Consider the following 18,503-nt stretch of genomic DNA (forward strand, 5'->3'; position numbering starts at 1 on the left):
GGGGTTCTTCAGCGGTCGCTGAACTTGGGCGCACGCTTTTGCAAAAAGGCCGCGGCGCCCTCCAGATAGTCGGCCGAGAAGCCGAACTGGCTTTGCGTCACCGCCTCCAGGCGCAGAGCGTCGTCAAAGTCCAGCAGGCCGGCTTCATCAAACGCCATGCGGGTCTGGGCCATGGCGCGCACCGGCATCTGGCTGATCTTTTGCGCCAGGGCCTGGGCGCTGGCGGCGAGCTCTTCATCGGGCACGGCCTTGTAGATCAGGCCAATGGCCTGCGCCTCGGCGGCCGGCAGCTTCTCGCCCAGGAGGGCCAGTTGCAAGGCCTTGGCGCGCCCCACCAGGCGCGGCAGCAACCAGCTGCCACCGCAATCGGGCACCAGGCCGATCTTGGCAAAGGCCTGGATGAAGCTGGCGGAGTTGCCGGCGAGCACCAGGTCGCAGCCCAAGGCCAGATTGGCGCCAGCGCCGGCCGCCACGCCGTTGACGGCGGCGATCACGGGCACCGGCATGCTGCGAACGCGCTGGGCCAGGGGGATGTAGAAGCCGTCGAGCAAGGCACCGATGTCCTTGGGCGATTCGCCAGGTTTCAAATCGGGGTTGACCATGGGGTCGCTGAGGTCCTGGCCGGCGCAAAAGGCGCGGCCAGCGCCGGTGATCACCACGCAGCGCACGCTGGCATCGCCCGCGGCCGCATCCAGCGCCTCGCGCAGCTCGGCCAGCAGGCCCGAGGTGAAGGCATTGAGCGCCGCCGGGCGGTTCAGGGTCAGGGTGCGGACGGCACCGTCCTGCTGGCTCAAAAGTTGCGGTTCTTGCATGCGGGCCTCGGGGCGATGGAGCAACAAACAGGCTTGTGACACGGTCGGTGGGTGCAGCAAAACACTATTGACCGACCGGTCGGTAGATCGTAAGGTCCGCCTTGACTTGGCGCAAGACGGCGCCGATCAGCGTAAACCCTTGGAATGCAGTGAACAAGTGAATGGGTGAACAGGTGAATCAGCCACACTCGTCTGCATGCCCCACCCGTTCACCCGTTCACCCGTTCACCATCCCACCCCCGCCCATGCCCTCCTACTCCATCGACGGCGTCATCCCGGTCGTCCACCCCAGCGCCCATGTCCACCCCACGGCCGTGCTGATCGGCGATGTCCACATCGGCCCGGGCTGCTATATCGGCCCCCTGGCCAGCTTGCGCGGCGATTTCGGCCGCATCGAGATCCACGAGGGTGCCAATGTCCAGGACAGCTGCGTGGTGCACGGCTTCCCGGACTCGCTGACTGTGGTCGAGCGCAACGGCCACATCGGCCACGGCGCCGTTCTGCATGGCTGCATCGTGCGCCACGACGCCCTGGTCGGCATGAATGCCGTGGTCATGGACGCGGCCGAGGTCGGCGCCAGCAGCATCGTGGCCGCCTGCGCCTTTGTGCGCGCCGGGCTCAAGCTGCCCGAGCGCTCGCTGATCGCCGGCCTGCCGGCCAAGGTCATGCGCGAACTCAGCGAGGATGAAATCCGCTGGAAGCGCACCGGCACCGAGACCTATCAAGACCTGACCCTGCGCTGCCAAGCCAGCCTGCGCGAGGTTCAGCCACTGCCCGAGGCGGAAAGCCAGCGGCCACGCCTGCAAGTGGGCTCGCACCGGCCCAAGCAAGCCACCGCGGGGCCTGCGCCAGACAAGGCCTGAGGGAAACGCCCGTGGCGCGAAGCGCCGAGATCCTGGCCGCCATGCGAGCCTGCGCCGGTAGCCCAGCCTCAGCTCCGCGCTTAGATCCGAGCGCTTGGAACAGGACGTAAAGATTCCGCCGCCGCGCCATGCATGCGGGTAGACTCGAATTTGACAAACGTCAAGATAGGCGGGGTCGAGACTGGCGCTTGTGGCTGTCGTTGGTTCCCAGGGAGGAGCAGGCATGCAAATCGTTTCGTGTTCGAACCCAATGCCAACTTGGCGCCTGCGGGCCTCGTTTTCGCCGCATCCGGCCGGCGACCTGCCCGGCCGCTCGGGGTCTTCAGCGTGAGCGGGCCCACCGACAGCGCCGTGCTGGACACCTTGTTCGCCAGCGATATGCCGGTCGGCCTGGCCGTACTCGACCGCGAGCTGCGCTATCAACGGGTCAACCGCGCCCTGGCAGATTTCAACGGCGTGCCGGCCGAGCACTTGCTGGGCCGCAGCGTGGCCGAGGTCCTGCCCGAGGCCTATCCCCATCTCCAACCCTTGCTGCACGCGGTGCTGCACCAGGGCCAGGCGCTGGAAAAGTTCCGCATCCAGGTGCGCGTGCCCAGCCATCCGGGCGAGCTCTCGGAGTGGGAGGCCAGCTACCTGCCGCTGCGCGATGCAGAGCAGGCCATCGTGGGCATCCTGGTGCAGGCAGTCAACCTCAGCAGCCAGCGCCGCGCCGAAGAGGCCTTGCGCGAGAGCGAGGCCCAGTTGCGCCGCGTGCTGGACGGGCTGTTCGCGTTTGTCGGCCTGCTCAGCCTGGACGGCCTGCTGCTGGAGGCCAACCGCGCCCCCCTGGAGGCAGGCGGCATCGAGAAGGACGAGGTCTTGGGCCGCCCCTTCTACCAAACATATTGGTGGGGTCACGACAACGAGCTGCAAGCCTGGCTGCAATCCGCCATCGCCGACGCCGGGCGTGGCCAGGTGATCCGGCGCGACATCGTCGTGCGCATGCGCGGAGACACGCGCATGACCATCGATTTCATGCTCGCCCCGCTGCGCGACGGGCAGGAGCGCATCAGCCATCTGATTGCCTGCGGCATCGACATCTCGGACCGCGTGCACAGCGAGCGAGCGCTGCGCGCCAGCGAAGCGCGCTTTCGCAGCGCCTTCAACGCGGCGCCCGATGGCATGGCCCTGGTCAATGCCAACGGCCGCATCTTGCTGGCCAACACGGCCATGGACCGGCTGTTCGCCTGCCCCAGCAGCGGCTTGCAGGACAGTGATATCAACTCCCTCGTGCCGCTGGCGTCGCGCAGCGGCCACCCGGCTCTGATCAGCCATTTCTTCGGCCACCTCCAGACCCGGCCCATGGCCAAACGCCGTTCGCTGCAGGCACTGCGACGCGACGGCAGCCATTTCAATGTCGAGGTGGGACTCAACCCGATTGCCGACAGCGATCCGCCCGAGGTGCTGGCCACCGTGACCGACATCGACGAACGCCTGGCGGCGCAAGCCCAGGTCGAACGCGCGCTGCAAGAGAAAACCGCCCTGCTCAGCGAGGTGCACCACCGGGTCAAGAACAATCTGCAGATCATCTCCAGCCTGCTGCGCCTGCAATCGCGCCATGTCGACGAATCGGTCAAGTTGGTGCTGCGCGAGAGCAAGAACCGCATCCGCGCCATGGCCCTGACCCACCAGCTGCTCTACGAACGCAATGACTTCACCGAGCTGGAGCTGGGCCCCTACCTCAAGCGCCTGGCGGCCCTGCTGCGCGAAAGTTACAGCGATCCCCAACAGAACATCCAGGTGCGAGTGCTGGCGCCCGAATGCGGCCTGTCCATCCATTTGCAGGAGGCCATTCCCTGCGGACTGATCGTCAATGAGTTGGTCACCAATGCCTTCAAGCATGCCTTTCCCGAAGGCCGTGCCGGCAGCATCGAAATCCGTGCCGAACACGAAGCCGAAGGTCTGCTGCATCTCGATGTCTGCGACGACGGCATCGGTCTGGCGCAGCGCCCCGATTGGAAAGACAGCCGCACACTGGGCTTCCAGCTGATCCCCCTGCTGGCCGAGCAGCTCGACGGACAGCTCAGCCTGCTCGATGGGCCCGGCACCCGCATCCGCGTCCGCTTCGCCAGCCAGCCCGACCGCGCCTCGGCCATGCCGCCCAGCGCACCCTCACCGCTCACCCAGGTCAGCCCGGAATGAACGAACTCCTGAACCCGCCGCCACCCAGCCCGCCGACGCCCACACCACGTCTGGCCCGCATTCAGATCGTCGAAGACGAGCGCATCGTCGCGCTGGATCTCAAGCAGGACCTGGAATCCCTGGGCTACATCGTCAACGGCGTGGCGGCCTCCGAGCAGCGCGCCCTGGAGTTGGCCCGCAGCGATCGCCCCGACCTGGTGCTGATGGACATCAATCTCGGCAAGGGCGGCGACGGCACGCGCGCCGCACAGACCTTGATCAGCCAGCTGCGCATCCCCGTGGTCTACCTGACCGCCTATGCAGAGCCGGCCACGCTGGAACGGGCCGGTCTGACCGCGCCCTATGGCTACTTGCTCAAGCCCTTCGAGCTGCGTGAGCTCAATGCCACCATCCGCATGGCCCTGGCGCGGCGCGAGGTCGAACGCCAGGCCGAACGGGCCGAGCAGCGCTACCGTCTGGCCCTGGACGCTGCCCAGCTCGGGGTGATGGAGTTCCATCCAGAATCGGACCAGATCGAGCTGAACGGCCATGTCGACCCCTTGCAGCTCTCCACGGCACGCGGCTTTGCACTCTCGCGCCAGGCCTTCATGGCCTGCATCGAACTGTCAGCACGCGAGCAGCTGGCCGCCCTGCTGCAACCGGGTGGCTCGGCCCATTGCGTGACGCGCTGGAAGCCCGCCCAGGAACCACCGACCTGGCTGGAGATCCGCGCCTGTCACTTCAGCGAAGGCGTGCCCGGCGACGGCAAGATCATCGGCGTGTTCCGCGACATCAGCGTGCAGCTCGAGACCGAGGCCCAGCTGCGCCGCGCCGCCGTGGTGTTCGAATCCGCGGCCGACGCCATCGTCATCCTCGATACCCAGCACCGCGTGCGCGCGGTCAACCCTTCGTTCACACAGATGACCGGCTGGGCCCTGGAGCAGGTGCTGGGCCAGGACGTGCGCAGCTTTCTGCCCGCCCAGCGGCAGAACGATCAAGCCCCCTTCCATGCGGGCGCCAACTACACCAGCACTGATGAAGAGGGCAGCTCCGCGCGCGCCGCCGTCTGGCATGGCGAAACCATGTGCCGGCACCGCGATGGCCGCCTGTTTCCGGCCTGGCAACACCTGGCCCCGGTGCTCGATGCCCAGGGCCGGCTCAGCCACCAGGTGCTGACCTTCACCGACATCTCGGCCCTGCGCCGGGCCGAGACGCAGATCCAGCATCTCGCCTACCACGATGCCTTGACGGGCCTGGGCAACCGCCACCACCTCGAGGTCTGCCTGCGCCACTTCATCGGCAACGAGGGGCAACGTGATCGCGAGCCTGCGCGCTTCGCCCTGCTCTTCATGGATCTGGATGGTTTCAAAACCATCAACGACACCCTGGGTCACGGCGTCGGCGACGAGCTGCTGATCCAGATCGCGCGCCGGCTGGAGCTGTGCCTGCGCCGCTCGGATGTCTCGGTGCGCCTCGGCGGTGACGAGTTCATCATCCTGCTCAGCGACATTCACCGCACGGACGACGTCACCACTCTGGCCGAGAAGCTGCTGGCCCAGATCCGCCTGCCGGTGGAGCTCGCAGGGCGTGACCCGGTGTCCGTCTCCGCCAGCGTGGGCATCGCGCAGTTTCCGGAGCACGGCCGTTCGGCAGACGCGCTGATTCAAGCCGCGGACGCCGCCATGTACGAGGCCAAGTCCGCGGGCCGCAACCGTTATGAAGTGTTCAGCGCGCGGCTGTCCGACAAGGCTGTGGCCCGGCTGCAGATTGAACAAGGCCTGCGCCGCGCGCGCCTGGGCCAGGAGTTGATGTTGCACTGGCAGCCCATCGTCGACATGGCCCGGCAGCGCGTCATCGGCGCCGAGGCGCTGATGCGCTGGCAGCACCCGGAGCTGGGCGCCATCAGCCCCGATCGCTTCATCCCGGTGGCCGAGGACATCGGTCTGATCGAGGACTTCGGCCGCTGGGCCCTGGATCAGGCCTGTCGCCTGGGCGTGCGCTGGCTGGCCAGCGGCCGGCCGCTGGAGCGTCTGGCCGTCAACATCTCGGCGCGCCAGCTGCAACGCCCAGGCTTTGTCGATCTGGTGGCCGAGGCGCTGAAACGCCACGGCCTGCCGCCGGCCTGCCTGGAGCTGGAGATCACCGAATCGACCCTGCAGTCGGTGGACAGCGGCCGCGTGATCCTGGGCGAGCTGCGCCGCTTGGGCGTCAAACTGGCCATCGATGACTTTGGCACCGGCTTCTCCTCGCTGTCCCTGCTCAAGCATTTCCCGCTCGACCGGCTCAAGATCGACAAGAGCTTTGTTCGCGACCTGGAGCGCGAGGGCCATGATCTGGCCATTGTGCGGGCCATTGTGGCCCTGGCCAGCACCCTGGGCCTGGAACTCACGGCCGAGGGCGTCGAGACCCAGGCGCAGCGCGAGGTGCTGCTCAAACTCGGGGTCAGCGATGCCCAGGGATGGCTCTACAGCCGCGCCCTGCCCGAGGCCGATCTACTCAGCTTGCGTGAAAGCCTGGCGCCAAACCCTGCGGGCAGCGCTTGACTCAATCCGGCTTGATCTGGCTCAAGGGCTGGCCACCCCGGGCTGGCTAGAGTCGCTGCATTCCAATGACGGCTTCGTCCGCACGCGCGCCATGCCCATCGAACTGTTCCACCAGGATTCGCACCGCTGCCTGATGTTCTCCAAGCTCAGCGTGGAGGAAGGCGAGGCCGTGCAATCCAATCAGTTCCTGCTGGTACACGGCAACACCGGCGCCATCCTCGACCCGGGCGGCAATATCGCCTACAACGAGCTCTACCTGGGCCTGACCCAGTACATGGCGCCGCACAAGCTGGCCGCCATCCTGGCCTCGCATGCCGACCCTGACATCATCGCCTCACTGGACCGCTGGATGACGGCCAGCAGCGCGCCGGTCTACATCTCGCGCATCTGGGAACGCTTCGCGCCGCATTTCTGCAAGCCCGGCAAGACGGCCGGCCGCATCATCGGCCTGCCCGATTCCGGCCAACGCCTGCGCTTGGGCCAGGGCAGCGCCGACAGCTTCGAGCTCTGGGCCCTGCCCGCGCATTTTCTGCACGCCGAGGGCAATTTCCAGTTTTACGACCCAGTCAGCCGCATCCTGTTCTCGGGCGACCTCGGCGCCTCGCTGGGTGCCCAGCTCGACCCCGCCAAACCGGTGACCGAACTGGCCGGCCACATCCGCTACATGGAAGGCTTCCACCGCCGCTACATGGTCAGCAACAAGGTCATGCGCCTCTGGGCAGCCATGGTGCGCGAGCTGGACATCGCCATGATCGTGCCCCAGCACGGCAGCCCGATGAGCGGCCCGGCCGTGCAACAGTTCATCGCCTGGGCCGAGAACCTGGCCTGCGGCATTGACCTGATGGGGCCGGCCGACTACCGCATTCCGGATTGAGCGCAGACGTCATCCCGGTCCACCCCGGGCCGAGCCGGGCAGAATCCCAGCCCATGGACGCCACCGAACTAGCACGCGCCTGGATCCGCCAGGAGATCGCCGCCATCCCCGCCCCGGACGAAACCAGTGCGCGCGACCTTGAGGCCGCGCTGGCCTGGGTGGACTCGGGCGTCGAACTGTGCCGACGCGTCAAGCCGGCCACCCCTCCCGTGCATCTGGTGTCCTACTTCGTGGTCAGTGATGAAGCAGCCGGCGCCCTGCTGCTGGTAGACCACAAGAACGCCCAGCTCTGGCTGCCACCCGGCGGTCATGTCGAGCCCGGCGAGCATCCGCGCGACACGGTGCGCCGCGAGTTGCAGGAAGAGCTCGGCATCGCCCTGCCCCACGACCTGGGTCCGCCGCTGATGTTGAGCCGCAGCGACACGGTGGGCCGAACCGCCGGCCACACCGATATCTCGCTCTGGTATTGGCTGCGCATTCCACGCGAGCAAGCGCTGCAGTTTGACGCCGAGGAGTTTCACGGCCTGCGCTGGTTTGCACTCGATGCCTTGCCGCTGGCACGCAGTGACCCGCACTTGCCCCGCTTCGTGCACGCGCTGAGCACCCATCTAGGGCACTCCGCGTCCATGCTCACCCCCCCGTTTTGAGCAAGGCCCGGGCCGCCAGGGTGGCGACCAGGGCTTCCGAAGGCGGGCAGAAGCCGGCTGCGCTGCAGGCCGCGGCTTCTGCCGCCACGGCCCAGCGCAGGTGCTGTTGCACCGGCGCTTCGCGTTGGCGCAGGCAGCTGAAGATCAGCCCGGCCAGGCCCGACTCGCGCGCGCCCACAGGGTCGACCACGTCGTAATCGGCTATCTGCGCATGCCACTCCTCGCGGCCGCGGAACAGCGTGGCATGGCCGGCCACGCCGTGCTGGAGCAAGAGCATGGCGTCCGGGTTCCAGGCGCTGATCTGGGCCAGACCGACGCGGTAGTCCTGGGCGCGGAACAGACCGCGCAGCTCGACCTCCGAAATCTGGATCACATCGGCCAGGCGGCACATGCGCTCGAGGGTCTCGTCGTAGCGCGAATCCATCTGCAGGCTGAACTCGGGCGCATAGCTGAGCGTTTTGCCTTCGGCCTTGAGGCCCTCGGCCAGCGCCAGCAGGCGCAAGCCCAGAGGCTGACGCACCAGGCTCAAGCCCCCGAAATGGGCCCAGCGTAATCGCTTGAGCCAGCCGCTGGGCAGGCCCTCGGGGCGGAAGTGCAGGTCGGCGCTGTCCTGGCCGACAAAGAACTGCGGCGCCTCGTCGGGCCGGCTCAAGGCCATCAGCGGCGGCTTGGGCAGCTGCTGGATGAAGCGCAGGTCGAGATTGGCATCGCTGCTGTCGATCCAGATTTCCTGGCCGAAAGCATCCTGGCTGATGGCGCCGGCAAAGGCGCTGAGTTCGCCCAGGGTCGAGAGGGCCACCGCCACCTGCCAGGGCGCGCCGCGGTTGACGCTGCGCCAGAGGTCGGGGCCGCTGCGTTGCAGCTCGGTGTAGGCCGCACCGAAGGCGATGAAGCGAGGGAGGTCAGGATGGAGCACGCCGGTCATGTTGCGCATTCCAACTGCTGCAGGCGCCCAGGGCAAGCCCCCTCTTGTGGTGATAGTCACGGCCGTGCGAGCGCCGCCCCGGGCCGGGCCGGGCCGGGCCACGGCGCAAGAGGTTTTGTCGCTGGAGGCACAATCGGACGCATGCCCCCGCTCAAGAAGCCCGTGATCCCGATCGCCGACCAGCGCCAGCTGAGCGCCTTGCCGCTGCCACTGGACCCCGCCGAGCCCGCGCTGCCGCCGCGCGACCAGCTCGGCCGGCCGCTGCGCGATCTGCGCATTTCGGTCACCGACCGTTGCAATTTCCGCTGCAGCTACTGCATGCCCAAGCAGGTCTTCGACAAGCACTACGAGTTCCTGCCCCATGCCGACCTGCTCAGCTTCGAGGAGATCACCCGCCTGGCGCGCCAGTTCGTGGCCCTGGGGGTCGAGAAGATCCGGCTGACCGGCGGCGAGCCCCTGCTGCGCAAGAACCTCGAACGCCTGATCGCCATGCTGGCCGAGCTGCGCACGCCCGCGGGCCAGCCCTTGGACCTGACGCTGACGACCAACGGCTCCCTGCTGACCCGCATGGCCCAGCGCCTCAAGGACGCGGGCCTGGGCCGCGTCACGGTCAGCCTGGACGGGTTGGACGACGCCGTGTTCCAGCGCATGAACGATGTCGGTTTCCCGGTGGCCGAGGTGCTGGACGGCATTGCCGCCGCGCAAGCCGCAGGCCTGGGCCCGATCAAGGTCAATATGGTGGTCAAGAAAGGTGTCAACGACGCCGAGATCCTGCCCATGGCACGCCATTTCCTGGGCAGCGGTGTGCGCCTGCGTTTCATCGAGTACATGGATGTGGGCAGCAGCAATGGCTGGCGCATGGACGAAGTGCTGCCCTCGGCTCAGCTGCTGCAGCGCTTGCGTGAAGCCTTCACCGTGGAGCCGCTGAGCCGCAGCGTGGCCGGCGAAACCGCCGAGCGCTGGCGCATCAGCCAGGGCGGGCTGAGCAGCGAGATCGGCCTGATCTCCAGCGTCAGCCAGGCCTTCTGCGGCGACTGCAACCGCGCCCGCCTGTCGACCGAAGGCAAGCTCTACACCTGCTTGTTCGCCCACCGCGGCACCGATCTGCGCGCCCTGCTGCGCGGCCCTGCCAGCGATGCGCAGATCGCGGCCAGCCTGGCCGGCCTGTGGTCGCAGCGCAGCGACCGCTATTCGCAGCTGCGCGGTGCCGGTATGGGCACGGATGGCCAGGGCAACGCGGACACAGGCGAGCGCCGGGTCGAAATGCACTACATCGGCGGCTGAGGGCGGCGCACCGATGTCGGCCCCCGCCCGCGAGCAGATCACCGGCCTGGTGCTGGCCGGCGGCCGAGGCAGCCGCATGGGCGGCGTGGCCAAGGGCTTGCAAGTGCTGCACGGCCGGCCGCTGCTGGCCCATGTGCTGGAGCGGCTGCAGCCACAAGTCGGCCCGCTGCTGATCAATGCCAACCAGGAGCTGGAGCGGCATGCCCAGTTCGGCTGGCCCGTCATTGCCGACAGCAGCGATGACTACCTCGGCCCCCTGGCCGGCATCCTGGCCGGCCTGCGAGCCTGCGAGAGCGACTGGCTGCTCTGCGTGCCCTGCGACAGCCCGCGCCTGCCGCGCAATCTGGCCGCGCGCCTGTCCCGAGCCTGCACCGAAGCCCAGGCCGATCTCGCCTACGCCGTCTGCGAGGGCCAGGCCCAACCGGTGTTCTGCCTGCTGCGCCCTCACCTGGCCGACAGCGCGGCGCAGTTTCTCGCCGAGGGAGGCCGCAAGCTGGAACGCTGGCAGCAGATGCAGGCCCACTGCGCCCTGCACTTCGATCAGCCCGGCGATGCTGCAGCCTTCATCAACCTCAACAGCCTGAGTGAGCTGCACGGCCTGAATCCCGAAAGCCCAGAGAACCCCAACCATGGCTGAACCTTTTGCATCCAGCATCGCCCCGCGCATCGACTGCCAGATCCGCCTGATGCGCGAGGCCGATCTGCAGGACTACAAAACCCTGCGCGACGGCATGCTGGCCGGCCACCCCGAAGCTTTCACCTCGGACGCCCGCACCGAGCTGCTGCGCGATGCAGAGAGCTACCGCGGCCGTCTCAGCGGCGGCGACGGTGGCGCCAACCTCTTCACCCTGACGGCCTGGCTGGACGGACAGCTGGTGGGCGCCATCAGCTGCGAGCATGAGGCTCGCGTCAAGGTGCGCCACGTCGCCCACATCGTCGGCATGATGGTGCGCGACGAGGTCCATGGCCGCGGCATCGGCCGCCAGCTGCTGCAGCGCGCGCTGATGCTGCTGGAAGGCGAGCCGGTGCTGGAGCTGGTGACACTCAGCGTCACGGCCAGCAACCATGCGGCCGTGCGCCTCTACGAGAGCTGCGGCTTCATCCGCTACGGCCGCCTGATGGGCGCCATCAAGATGCCCGACGGCCGCCTGGTCGACAAGGATTTGATGAGCCGGCGTTTGCGCTGAAGTTTGCGCTGAAACATGCGCTGAAACATGCGCTGAGGCCGAGGCTTCAGCGCCCGCGCAGATCAAACTCCACCAGCAGCTCATCCCGCACCGCCAGCAAACCGCCGGCGACCGAAAAGGGCTGGAGGCCGAAGTCACTCTGGCGCAGCACCCAGGCACCGGTCACCCGAACCTGATCGGCCGACAGCTCGACGTGCAAGGGCACCTCGACCGTGCGGGTCGCGCCGTGCAGGCTCAGGCGCCAGCGGCCGATCAGCTTGGGCGGCTCACCGATCAGGCTCAGGCCCTGGATGCGCAGCTCCGGGAAACGCTCGGCCTGCAAGCCCTGCTCACCCAGCATATTGCGCCGGGTGGCGGCCACGGCTTCGGGGCTCAGCACCGAAGCCCAGCCAGGGCCGAGCGCCGCACGCAGCTCGGGTGGGTCCACCAACAGCTCGTCCAGGCGCAGCTGCAGCTCGAAGCGGGCCTCGCTACCGCCGCGTGGCTGCGGCAGCGCCTGCTCGTTCAGCGGCCACCAGAGCAGGCCCTTCAGGCGCGGTGCGTTCAAGACATGGTTGTGGCCCAAGGCCGCCGCGCGCCCGGCGCGAAACACATGGATGCGCAGCTGGCTGGCCTCGGCATCGAGGCGGTACAGGCGCCCGCCCACCTGGGCTCGCAGATCGCGCTCGGCCTCGGCAAACGGCGCCAGCACCGCGTCCGGACTCGACACAGCCTGGGGCGATGGCGCACTCGCACAGCCCAGCAGCACGAGGCTCAGCAAACCAACAGCCCAAAGCCGGGCAGGCGCGCGGTGACGAGACTCAGACATGCGACTTCTTTCTCTGGCCCGGGGAGAGCCCCGAAAACTTCGGGGCATTCTGACAGCGGCCCGCAGCGCCCCCAAGGGCGAGTGCGATAGCATCGGCACAAACACGATTTCACGCGCTTTCACGAGGAGCCACCATGGCCGCCAGCCCCTTCCGACCTGCCATCGAGCTGATGGCCCAGTACGCCAGCTACCACCGCGACCGCCGCAACATCGCCACCCATTTCGTCGGCATCCCGCTGATCGTGTTCGCGGCCGGCGTGCTGCTGGCACGCCTGCAGTTCGAGGCCCTCGGCCTGTCTTTCAACGGCGCCTGGGCCGTCTGGGGCCTGAGCACGGCCTGGTACCTGACCCGCGGCAATCTGGTGCTGGGCCTGGCCGTCAGCGCGGTCAACGGCCTGCTGATGGCCCTGGCCGAGCCGCTGGCGGCAGGCTCGACGGCACAATGGCTGAGCTGGGGCCTGGGCAGCTTTGTGCTGGGCTGGATCATCCAGTTCCTGGGCCATTACTACGAGGGCAAGAAGCCCGCCTTTGTCGACGACCTGGTCGGCCTGCTGGTGGGCCCAATGTTTGTCGTGGCCGAAGCACTGTTTGCCCTGGGTTGGGGCCGGGCCATGCTGGCCGAGATCGAGCGCCGCGTCGGCCCCACCCATCTGCGCGATCTGGCCCACCCGGTGGCCTGAGTTCTTGGGCCACGCCCACTCTGAGTCCCTGCCTGGCCTATGGCCTGGCTAGAGGGCCTGCCGAACCTTGCAAACTCAGGTGCCGCTGGAGATCGAGATGGTCGGGAACTTGGCCGAATAGTCCTTGGCCTGGGACGCAATCTTGATCGCCACCTGGCGGGCCAGGGTCTTGTACAGCGCGGCGATCTCGCCCTCGGGCTCGGCCACCACCGAGGGCCGGCCGGCATCGGCCTGCTCACGGATGGACAGGGCCAGGGGCAGGCCGCCGAGGTAATCCAGGCCGTACTGCGCAGCCATCTTCTTGCCGCCGTCGGCGCCAAAGATGTGCTCGGCATGACCGCAGTTCGTGCAGATGTGCACCGCCATGTTCTCGACCAGGCCGAGGATGGGCACGCCCACCTTCTCGAACATCTTCAGCCCCTTCTTGGCATCGATCAGGGCGATGTCCTGGGGCGTGGTGACGATGATGGCGCCGGTCACCGGCACGCGCTGGCTCAGGGTCAGCTGAATGTCGCCGGTGCCGGGCGGCATGTCCACCACCAAGTAGTCCAGATCCTGCCAGCGGGTCTGGCGCAGCAGCTGCTCCAGCGCCTGGGTGGCCATGGGGCCGCGCCAGATCATGGCCTGGTCGTCCTCGACCAGGAAGCCAATCGACATCAGCTGCAGGCCATGGGCCAGCTTGGGCTCCATCAGCTTGCCGTCCAGGCTGTCCGGCCGGCCCGAGGCGCCCAGCATCAGCGGCTGGCTGGGGCCGTAGATGTCGGCATCGAGCACGCCCACGCGTGCGCCTTCGGCGGCCAGCGCCAGCGCCAGATTGGCCGCGGTGGTGCTCTTGCCCACCCCGCCCTTGCCCGAGGCCACGGCGATGATGTTCTTCACGCCCGGCAGCAGCTGCACACCGCGCTGCACCGCATGGGCCACGATCTTGCTGGCGATGGCGATGTTCACCTGGCCGACACCGGACAGCGTGCGCACGGCGGTTTCCAGGGCGGCGCTCAGGGCGGCATGCTGGCTGGCGGCCGGGTAGCCCAGCTCCACATCAAAAGCCACATCGGCGCCATTCAGACGCAGATTCTTGATCTGCTTGCCCGACACCAGATCGCTGCCCGTGTTGGGATCGATCACGGCCTGCAGGGCTTGCAAGACTGTGGCTTCAGAGATAGGGCTGGACATGGCGATGGCTCGGGCTGCTGCGACGGGGCCCGCAGTCTAGCCGAGCCGGGAAAACCCCAGGCCGCCGGGGCCCGATGGGCCGCTCATGCCACCTGTTTGAATGCCATCACCGCCTGGTTGCGCAGTGTGCGCAGCAAGGCCAGTTCTTTCTCGCCCAGATCGATGGCGCCGGGCCGGGCCTTGTCGGCATAAATCATGGCGAAGGGCTGACCCTTGAGCATCATGGGCAGCAACAAAAAGCTGGGCGCCCGCACCGCACCCTGGTACCAGGGCGGCAGGCGTTCGGCGATATTGGGGGCCGAGGCATCGGCGATCAAGGTGTCGGCACCCTTGTGGCACACCGCGGTGAACAAGTCCGGCGCCCCGTGGCTGGGCAGGCGCAGCGGCACGCGGAAGGCCGGCACCACCGTCTCCACGCCCTCGCCCAGGCCGAAGCGGCCGGTCAGCTGCTCGCTCTTGGGGTCACGCAGGCAGAACACCACGCGCCGGAAACCGATGGCACGGAAGATGGTTTCCAGAATCATGCGCAGAACTTCGTTGAGCTTGAAGCTCTCGACCATGGCGTTGGTGATGTCCTGGATGCCCGAGGCCAGGGTCTCCACCGCCTGCTCGCGCGTCAGCGCCTGACCGGTGAGGCTGAGCGTGGGCTCCTCCAGCACCGTGGCCTGCAGCTGGTGCGGGCTCAGCGAATCGTCCGGCGCGGGCTGCAGCGGCGCCAGCAAGCGGCGTGCCGGCGAGCTCTTGGGCAGGGCGATACCCATGGCCTCGGCCATCTGGCTGAGGCGGGCGCGGGCCCGGTCGGCGGCCTGGTCGAAATCACTGGCGCTCAGGCCCAGGGCACGGGCATGACGCTGGGCCATGGCATGCACCTTGGCATGGGCCTGCTCCGGCTCGGTGTGCAAGATGACATCGGCCACGGCATTGGCGGCATGGGCCAGCCAGCGCTGACGCTCGGAGGGCTTGTCGATCCAGCGCTGGGGCGGCTCGCCGCTGGGCCGGCGCATGCTCTCCTGTAGGCCCTCGGGCAGGCCCCATTGCCGGGCCACGCCCAGGCCCAGCTGCTCATAGCTCATGCCCAGCACCTGGATGGAAGCACTGGCCTCGCTCAGGCCCGGCGCGATCTCCTCGCCGGCCGGTCCTTGCTCGGGCCGGCGCATGCGACGGATCTGGCGCGCCTCTTCGGGGAAGTAGAACTCGGTCAGCGAACGGCCCAGGTGGTAGAACAGGGCGGCCAGAAAGGCCTCTTCACTCTCCTGGCTGCTCGGGCCGTTGAGGCAGAGCTCGCGCGCCAGCGAGGCCGCCATCAGCGAACGCAAAAACTCTTCACGCAAGGCCTGGGCATGGGCCTTGTTTTCCATGCGCTCGAGCAGGATCAGGGACAGGGCCAGATTGCGGATGCCGCCAAAGCCGATCAGGGCCACGGCCCGCGACACCGTGCTGATGCCGCCGGCCTGAACCCCGCCGCCGGTGTGGCGGAACTGCACGGTGTTGACCAGGCGCAGCAGCTTTTGCGTCAGCGCCACATCCTTGAGGATCTCGTTGGACAGGCTGGACAGGCTCTCATGCTCGGACTGGGTCAGGCGCTGGATGCGGCTGATGGCCTGGCTCATGGCCGGGAAGTCGCTCTTGATGCGCATGCGGCGCAACAGAAACTCCAGCGCCGCGCCCTCGCCCTGGGCTGCAGCCCCTTCGGGCGCGGCCTCGGGGCGCAGCCAGCGGGCCAGGGCGTCGTGCATGGCCAGGGCACTGGGCCAGCGCTGGGCCGGGTCGCGGGCCAGGCCGCGCTGCACGATGGCGCGCAAGGCGTCGTCCACCTCGGGCCCGAGGCCGGGCGGCAGCTGCAGCTCTTCGTCCTTGACCCGGCGCACCGATTTCCAGGGATCGGGGTCATGGTTGAGGCGCTGGCCACTGAGCATTTCGGCCAGCAGCACGGCCGCGGCGAAGACATCCATGGACGGTGTCGGCAGCTCGCCGCGCGCCGCCTCGGGCGAGAGGTAGGCCGGGGTGCCGACGATGCGCGGGCCGATTTGCCCCGGCCCGCTGTTCGCCGAGGGCACGCTCAGCCGCCCGGCGATGCCGAAGTCCATCACCCGCGGCCGGCCCTTGGCATCGATCAGGATGTTGCTGGGCTTGAGGTCGCGGTGCACCACGCCGGCCTGGTGGGCGGCCTGCAAGCCATCGAGCAGGCCCAGGCTCAGCTCCACCGCCACCCGGGCCGGCAGGGCGCCGCCGCTGTCCACCTGGCGGCGCATGCGGTCGGCCAGCGAGCCGCCGGCAACGTACTCGAAGACCAGATAGGCCTGGCCATCCTGGATGTCGGCCTCGAAGACCGGCACGATATTGGGGTGGTGGAGGCGGCTGACGGCGCGCGCCTCGTGCAGCCACTCGTCCACGCTGCGGCCATCGCTCGGCGGGCGCAGCACCTTGAGCGCCACTTCGCGGTCCAGGCGCGGGTCATGGGCCAGCCAGACGGTCGCCTGCGCGCCCTCGCCCAGGCGCTTGAGCAAGTGAAAGCGCCCCAGCTGCGGCACGTGCAGATCGGCCAGCGGCGCCGGCATGGTGTAGCCGCCGAATTCGGACGTCGCTGCTTCTTCCGCAGACTCCTGGATCAGATCACTCGGTTCGTCGGCGGGCAGCGTGGGCAGCATGGTGGGGGCGCGAATCTCGGGCAGGTCTCAGCACCGGAGCACCGGCGTGAAAGCGAAGGACGGACACAGGCCGGCGCGCATGGCCGCTAGCCGGTGGCGCCGCCGGTCAGGCGCTTGCGCAGGGCCGAGGCGCGGGGCGCATCGACCAGGGCCGGCGGCTGCTGGGCGTCGAAGGTGGGGGGCGGCGGCGTCTCGGGGTTGAGCGCCTGCTTGATGTCCTGCAGGCCCAGGCCCAAGGCGCGGGCGTAGCGGCGCGTGGCCGCCTCGACGGCAGGCTGGCGGCGCGCCTCGACCTGGGTCAGGGCGTCGACCAGCTCATTGGCCAGGCTGCAGGTCAGGCGCAGCAGGTCGGCGTCGTTGCTGGGGTGGCGCACGGCCGCCTCGGGCGGCTGGCGGCGGATCATGTGGACCAGCTCCTCGCCCAGGCTCCAGTGCTTGGCCACGGCCGCGCCCAGCGCTTCCAGATCGCAGCCCAGCACCGCGTAGGCGGCGGCTTGCTCGGTCATGCCCTGAGGATGGGGCTGGTCTTCGGTGGGCTCGGGCGGCTGCATCAGCTGGCGGATCTGCTGAGCATCGTCCGGGAAGTGGTACTGCAGCAGCAGGCGGCCGAGGTTCTGCATGACCGTGATCAGGTAGACCACCTCGCCGTCGTAGCCGGCCGGACGCAGCACCTGGGCGATCTGCCCGGCGCGGTGCACCCGCTTCATCAGGCTGCGCAGCATGGTGGCCTGCAGCTCGCTGAGCGGCCCGGGCCAGGGCTTGAGCGCGCGGGCGGCCTGCTGCACGCCGTCCAGGCCCAGCATGGCGATGGCGCGCTGCATATTGAGCACGGTGCCGTCCACCGGCGCGCCGTTCTGCTTGAGCGAGAGGTTGACGCGGCGCAGCAGCTCCAGGCTCAGGGCCATGTCCTGCAGCACCAGGGCCGACAAGGTGCTGCTGTGCTGGCGCTCCAGGCCAGCACCGATGCGGCTGAGATTGGGGCTGGTGCTGGGCAGGTGGCCGATGCGCTGCAGCTTGTCCATCAGCAGGGCGATCGGGCCGCCCTGATCGCTGGCGGCGGTGGTGCGCCAGCCATCGAGGGCGCGCAGCAGGCTGCGGGCGATGTGGTAGCGCTGGCGGGCCTGGCGGTCGCTGGCGCGGTTGCAGATGGCACGCAGCGGGTCGGGAATGGGGTGCGGCGTCTCCCAGCCCAGGCGCACCAGCTCGCGGCCCAGGGGCTGCATCTGCTGCACCACGGCTTGCAGATCGTTCTGCTCCAGCACCGGCCGGCCGCTGAGGATGCGGTGCAGCAAGAGGCCGACGCAGAGCACATCCTCCGCCGCCGACTCGCGCACCGCGCGGCGGGTGACGGTGTTGAAATCCACGGTGGCCGGAAACACCTCTTGCGCCACCTCCAGGCCCAGCACACGGACCTGGTTGTTGGCGCCGATGATGAGGGTGGAGCACTGCACATCGCGGTGGGCATGGCCGGCTTCGTGGGCGAAGGCCAGGCCCTCCAGGTACTGGCACACCCACTCGGCCGCTTCGACCGGCAGCGGTGCGCTCTGGCGGGCCAGGCGTTCATCCAGGGTTTCGCCGAGGGCACGGTCGTAGGCCACAAACGGCCATTGCTCGACCTGGCCGATCTCGATCACATGGGCCAGATTCGGGTGCTGCACGCGCGAGGCGGCCTGGGCCATCTTCTGCCAATGCTCCATGGCTGCAGCGCTGTTTGGCGCCACGCGCGGCATGCACAGGTACAGCTCCTGGCCCAGACGCGCGTCGTAGACCACCCACAGCATGCTGCGCGCGCTCTTGTTGAGCAGGGCGCGCAGCTCGAAGCGGCCGAAGCGGCGCATGGGCGCCGCGGCGACCGTCTTGTCGGCGGGGGTGGATGAAGAGGCGGAGGCGTCTGACACG

15 protein-coding genes are annotated in these 18,503 nt (G+C 68.5%); 9 read left to right on the forward strand and 6 right to left on the reverse strand.

Annotated features, from left to right (window positions below; translation table 11 throughout):
• Positions 1-8: 8 nt before the first annotated feature.
• Entirely contained in the window at positions 9-812 is an 804-nt protein-coding gene (locus OOB33_RS19915) for an enoyl-CoA hydratase-related protein (RefSeq protein WP_271009909.1), read from the reverse strand.
• 245 nt (positions 813-1,057) lie between these two features.
• On the opposite strand from OOB33_RS19915, the gene OOB33_RS19920 reads away from it, so the two are divergent.
• The 5 genes from OOB33_RS19920 (at position 1,058) to OOB33_RS19940 (ending at position 7,899) form a co-directional block, all read left to right on the forward strand.
• Entirely contained in the window at positions 1,058-1,675 is a 618-nt protein-coding gene (locus OOB33_RS19920; protein ID WP_102767366.1) for a phenylacetic acid degradation protein PaaY, read from the forward strand.
• A gap of 327 nt (positions 1,676-2,002) precedes the next feature.
• Positions 2,003-3,856: a PAS domain S-box protein gene (locus OOB33_RS19925; protein ID WP_165794528.1), complete on the forward strand. Its 1,854-nt coding sequence runs from the start codon at positions 2,003-2,005 to the stop codon at positions 3,854-3,856.
• Entirely contained in the window at positions 3,853-6,378 is a 2,526-nt protein-coding gene (locus OOB33_RS19930) for a two-component system response regulator (protein ID WP_271009910.1), read from the forward strand. The genes OOB33_RS19925 and OOB33_RS19930 overlap by 4 nt, the downstream gene beginning before the upstream one ends.
• Positions 6,379-6,469: 91 nt before the next feature.
• Complete coding sequence (locus tag OOB33_RS19935) at positions 6,470-7,252, forward strand: MBL fold metallo-hydrolase (RefSeq protein WP_271009911.1); 783 nt, start codon at positions 6,470-6,472, stop codon at positions 7,250-7,252.
• Between the two features lie 53 nt (positions 7,253-7,305).
• Positions 7,306-7,899, forward strand: coding sequence for an NUDIX hydrolase (locus tag OOB33_RS19940; RefSeq protein ID WP_271009912.1), 594 nt, complete (start codon positions 7,306-7,308; stop codon positions 7,897-7,899).
• Here the strand turns inward: OOB33_RS19940 and OOB33_RS19945 are convergent.
• Positions 7,883-8,833 (reverse strand): PfkB family carbohydrate kinase, encoded by a 951-nt coding sequence (locus OOB33_RS19945; protein WP_271009913.1) that lies wholly within the window; start codon positions 8,831-8,833, stop codon positions 7,883-7,885. The two genes, OOB33_RS19940 and OOB33_RS19945, sit on opposite strands and share 17 nt — an antisense overlap.
• Before the next feature lie 132 nt (positions 8,834-8,965).
• On the opposite strand from OOB33_RS19945, the gene moaA reads away from it, so the two are divergent.
• Genes moaA through OOB33_RS19960 form a run of 3 tightly spaced genes read left to right on the forward strand, consistent with a single transcriptional unit; the run spans position 8,966 to position 11,295 of the window.
• Positions 8,966-10,108, forward strand: a complete 1,143-nt coding sequence (gene moaA / locus OOB33_RS19950; RefSeq protein WP_271009914.1) for a GTP 3',8-cyclase MoaA — start codon at positions 8,966-8,968, stop codon at positions 10,106-10,108.
• 13 nt (positions 10,109-10,121) lie between these two features.
• A complete protein-coding gene (gene mobA, locus OOB33_RS19955) occupies positions 10,122-10,745 on the forward strand; it encodes a molybdenum cofactor guanylyltransferase MobA (protein WP_271009915.1) in 624 nt (207 codons plus the stop codon).
• Complete coding sequence (locus OOB33_RS19960; RefSeq protein WP_271009916.1) at positions 10,738-11,295, forward strand: GNAT family N-acetyltransferase; 558 nt, start codon at positions 10,738-10,740, stop codon at positions 11,293-11,295. The genes mobA and OOB33_RS19960 overlap by 8 nt, the downstream gene beginning before the upstream one ends.
• Before the next feature lie 46 nt (positions 11,296-11,341).
• On the opposite strand, the gene OOB33_RS19965 is transcribed toward OOB33_RS19960, so the two are convergent.
• Positions 11,342-12,103 (reverse strand): YceI family protein, encoded by a 762-nt coding sequence (locus OOB33_RS19965; protein WP_271009917.1) that lies wholly within the window; start codon positions 12,101-12,103, stop codon positions 11,342-11,344.
• Between the two features lie 134 nt (positions 12,104-12,237).
• Here OOB33_RS19965 and OOB33_RS19970 point away from each other — a divergent pair, with 134 nt between their 5' ends.
• Positions 12,238-12,783, forward strand: a complete 546-nt coding sequence (locus OOB33_RS19970; protein WP_102767374.1) for an Mpo1 family 2-hydroxy fatty acid dioxygenase — start codon at positions 12,238-12,240, stop codon at positions 12,781-12,783.
• 75 nt (positions 12,784-12,858) lie between these two features.
• Here the strand turns inward: OOB33_RS19970 and apbC are convergent, their stop codons facing one another.
• The 3 genes from apbC to OOB33_RS19985 all read right to left on the reverse strand — a co-directional run bounded on the left by apbC (position 12,859) and on the right by OOB33_RS19985 (position 18,502).
• A complete protein-coding gene (gene apbC / locus OOB33_RS19975) occupies positions 12,859-13,956 on the reverse strand; it encodes an iron-sulfur cluster carrier protein ApbC (protein ID WP_271009918.1) in 1,098 nt (365 codons plus the stop codon).
• Between the two features lie 83 nt (positions 13,957-14,039).
• Positions 14,040-16,604 carry a serine/threonine protein kinase gene (locus OOB33_RS19980; RefSeq protein ID WP_271009919.1) on the reverse strand — a complete coding sequence of 855 codons (2,565 nt, stop codon included), beginning with the start codon at positions 16,602-16,604 and terminating at the stop codon, positions 14,040-14,042.
• Between the two features lie 86 nt (positions 16,605-16,690).
• Positions 16,691-18,502, reverse strand: coding sequence for a serine/threonine protein kinase (locus OOB33_RS19985; RefSeq protein WP_271009920.1), 1,812 nt, complete (start codon positions 18,500-18,502; stop codon positions 16,691-16,693).
• Position 18,503: the final 1 nt, after the last annotated feature.

It is taken from the genome of Paucibacter sp. B51 (assembly GCF_027863535.1).
GTDB lineage: Bacteria > Pseudomonadota > Gammaproteobacteria > Burkholderiales > Burkholderiaceae_C > Paucibacter_A > Paucibacter_A aquatilis.

Bases quoted from the DNA above. Each gene is read 5' to 3' on its own strand.
- mobA (WP_271009915.1), top strand. From the start codon at position 10,122: ATGTCGGCCCCCGCCCGCGAGCAGATCACCGGCCTGGTGCTGGCCGGC.
- OOB33_RS19945 (WP_271009913.1), bottom strand. From the start codon at position 8,833: ATGCGCAACATGACCGGCGTGCTCCATCCTGACCTCCCTCGCTTCATC.
- OOB33_RS19930 (WP_271009910.1), top strand. From the start codon at position 3,853: ATGAACGAACTCCTGAACCCGCCGCCACCCAGCCCGCCGACGCCCACA.
- OOB33_RS19915 (WP_271009909.1), bottom strand. From the start codon at position 812: ATGCAAGAACCGCAACTTTTGAGCCAGCAGGACGGTGCCGTCCGCACC.
- apbC (WP_271009918.1), bottom strand. From the start codon at position 13,956: ATGTCCAGCCCTATCTCTGAAGCCACAGTCTTGCAAGCCCTGCAGGCC.
- OOB33_RS19980 (WP_271009919.1), bottom strand. From the start codon at position 16,604: ATGCTGCCCACGCTGCCCGCCGACGAACCGAGTGATCTGATCCAGGAG.
- OOB33_RS19920 (WP_102767366.1), top strand. From the start codon at position 1,058: ATGCCCTCCTACTCCATCGACGGCGTCATCCCGGTCGTCCACCCCAGC.
- OOB33_RS19935 (WP_271009911.1), top strand. From the start codon at position 6,470: ATGCCCATCGAACTGTTCCACCAGGATTCGCACCGCTGCCTGATGTTC.
- OOB33_RS19965 (WP_271009917.1), bottom strand. From the start codon at position 12,103: ATGTCTGAGTCTCGTCACCGCGCGCCTGCCCGGCTTTGGGCTGTTGGT.
- OOB33_RS19960 (WP_271009916.1), top strand. From the start codon at position 10,738: ATGGCTGAACCTTTTGCATCCAGCATCGCCCCGCGCATCGACTGCCAG.
- moaA (WP_271009914.1), top strand. From the start codon at position 8,966: ATGCCCCCGCTCAAGAAGCCCGTGATCCCGATCGCCGACCAGCGCCAG.
- OOB33_RS19940 (WP_271009912.1), top strand. From the start codon at position 7,306: ATGGACGCCACCGAACTAGCACGCGCCTGGATCCGCCAGGAGATCGCC.
- OOB33_RS19970 (WP_102767374.1), top strand. From the start codon at position 12,238: ATGGCCGCCAGCCCCTTCCGACCTGCCATCGAGCTGATGGCCCAGTAC.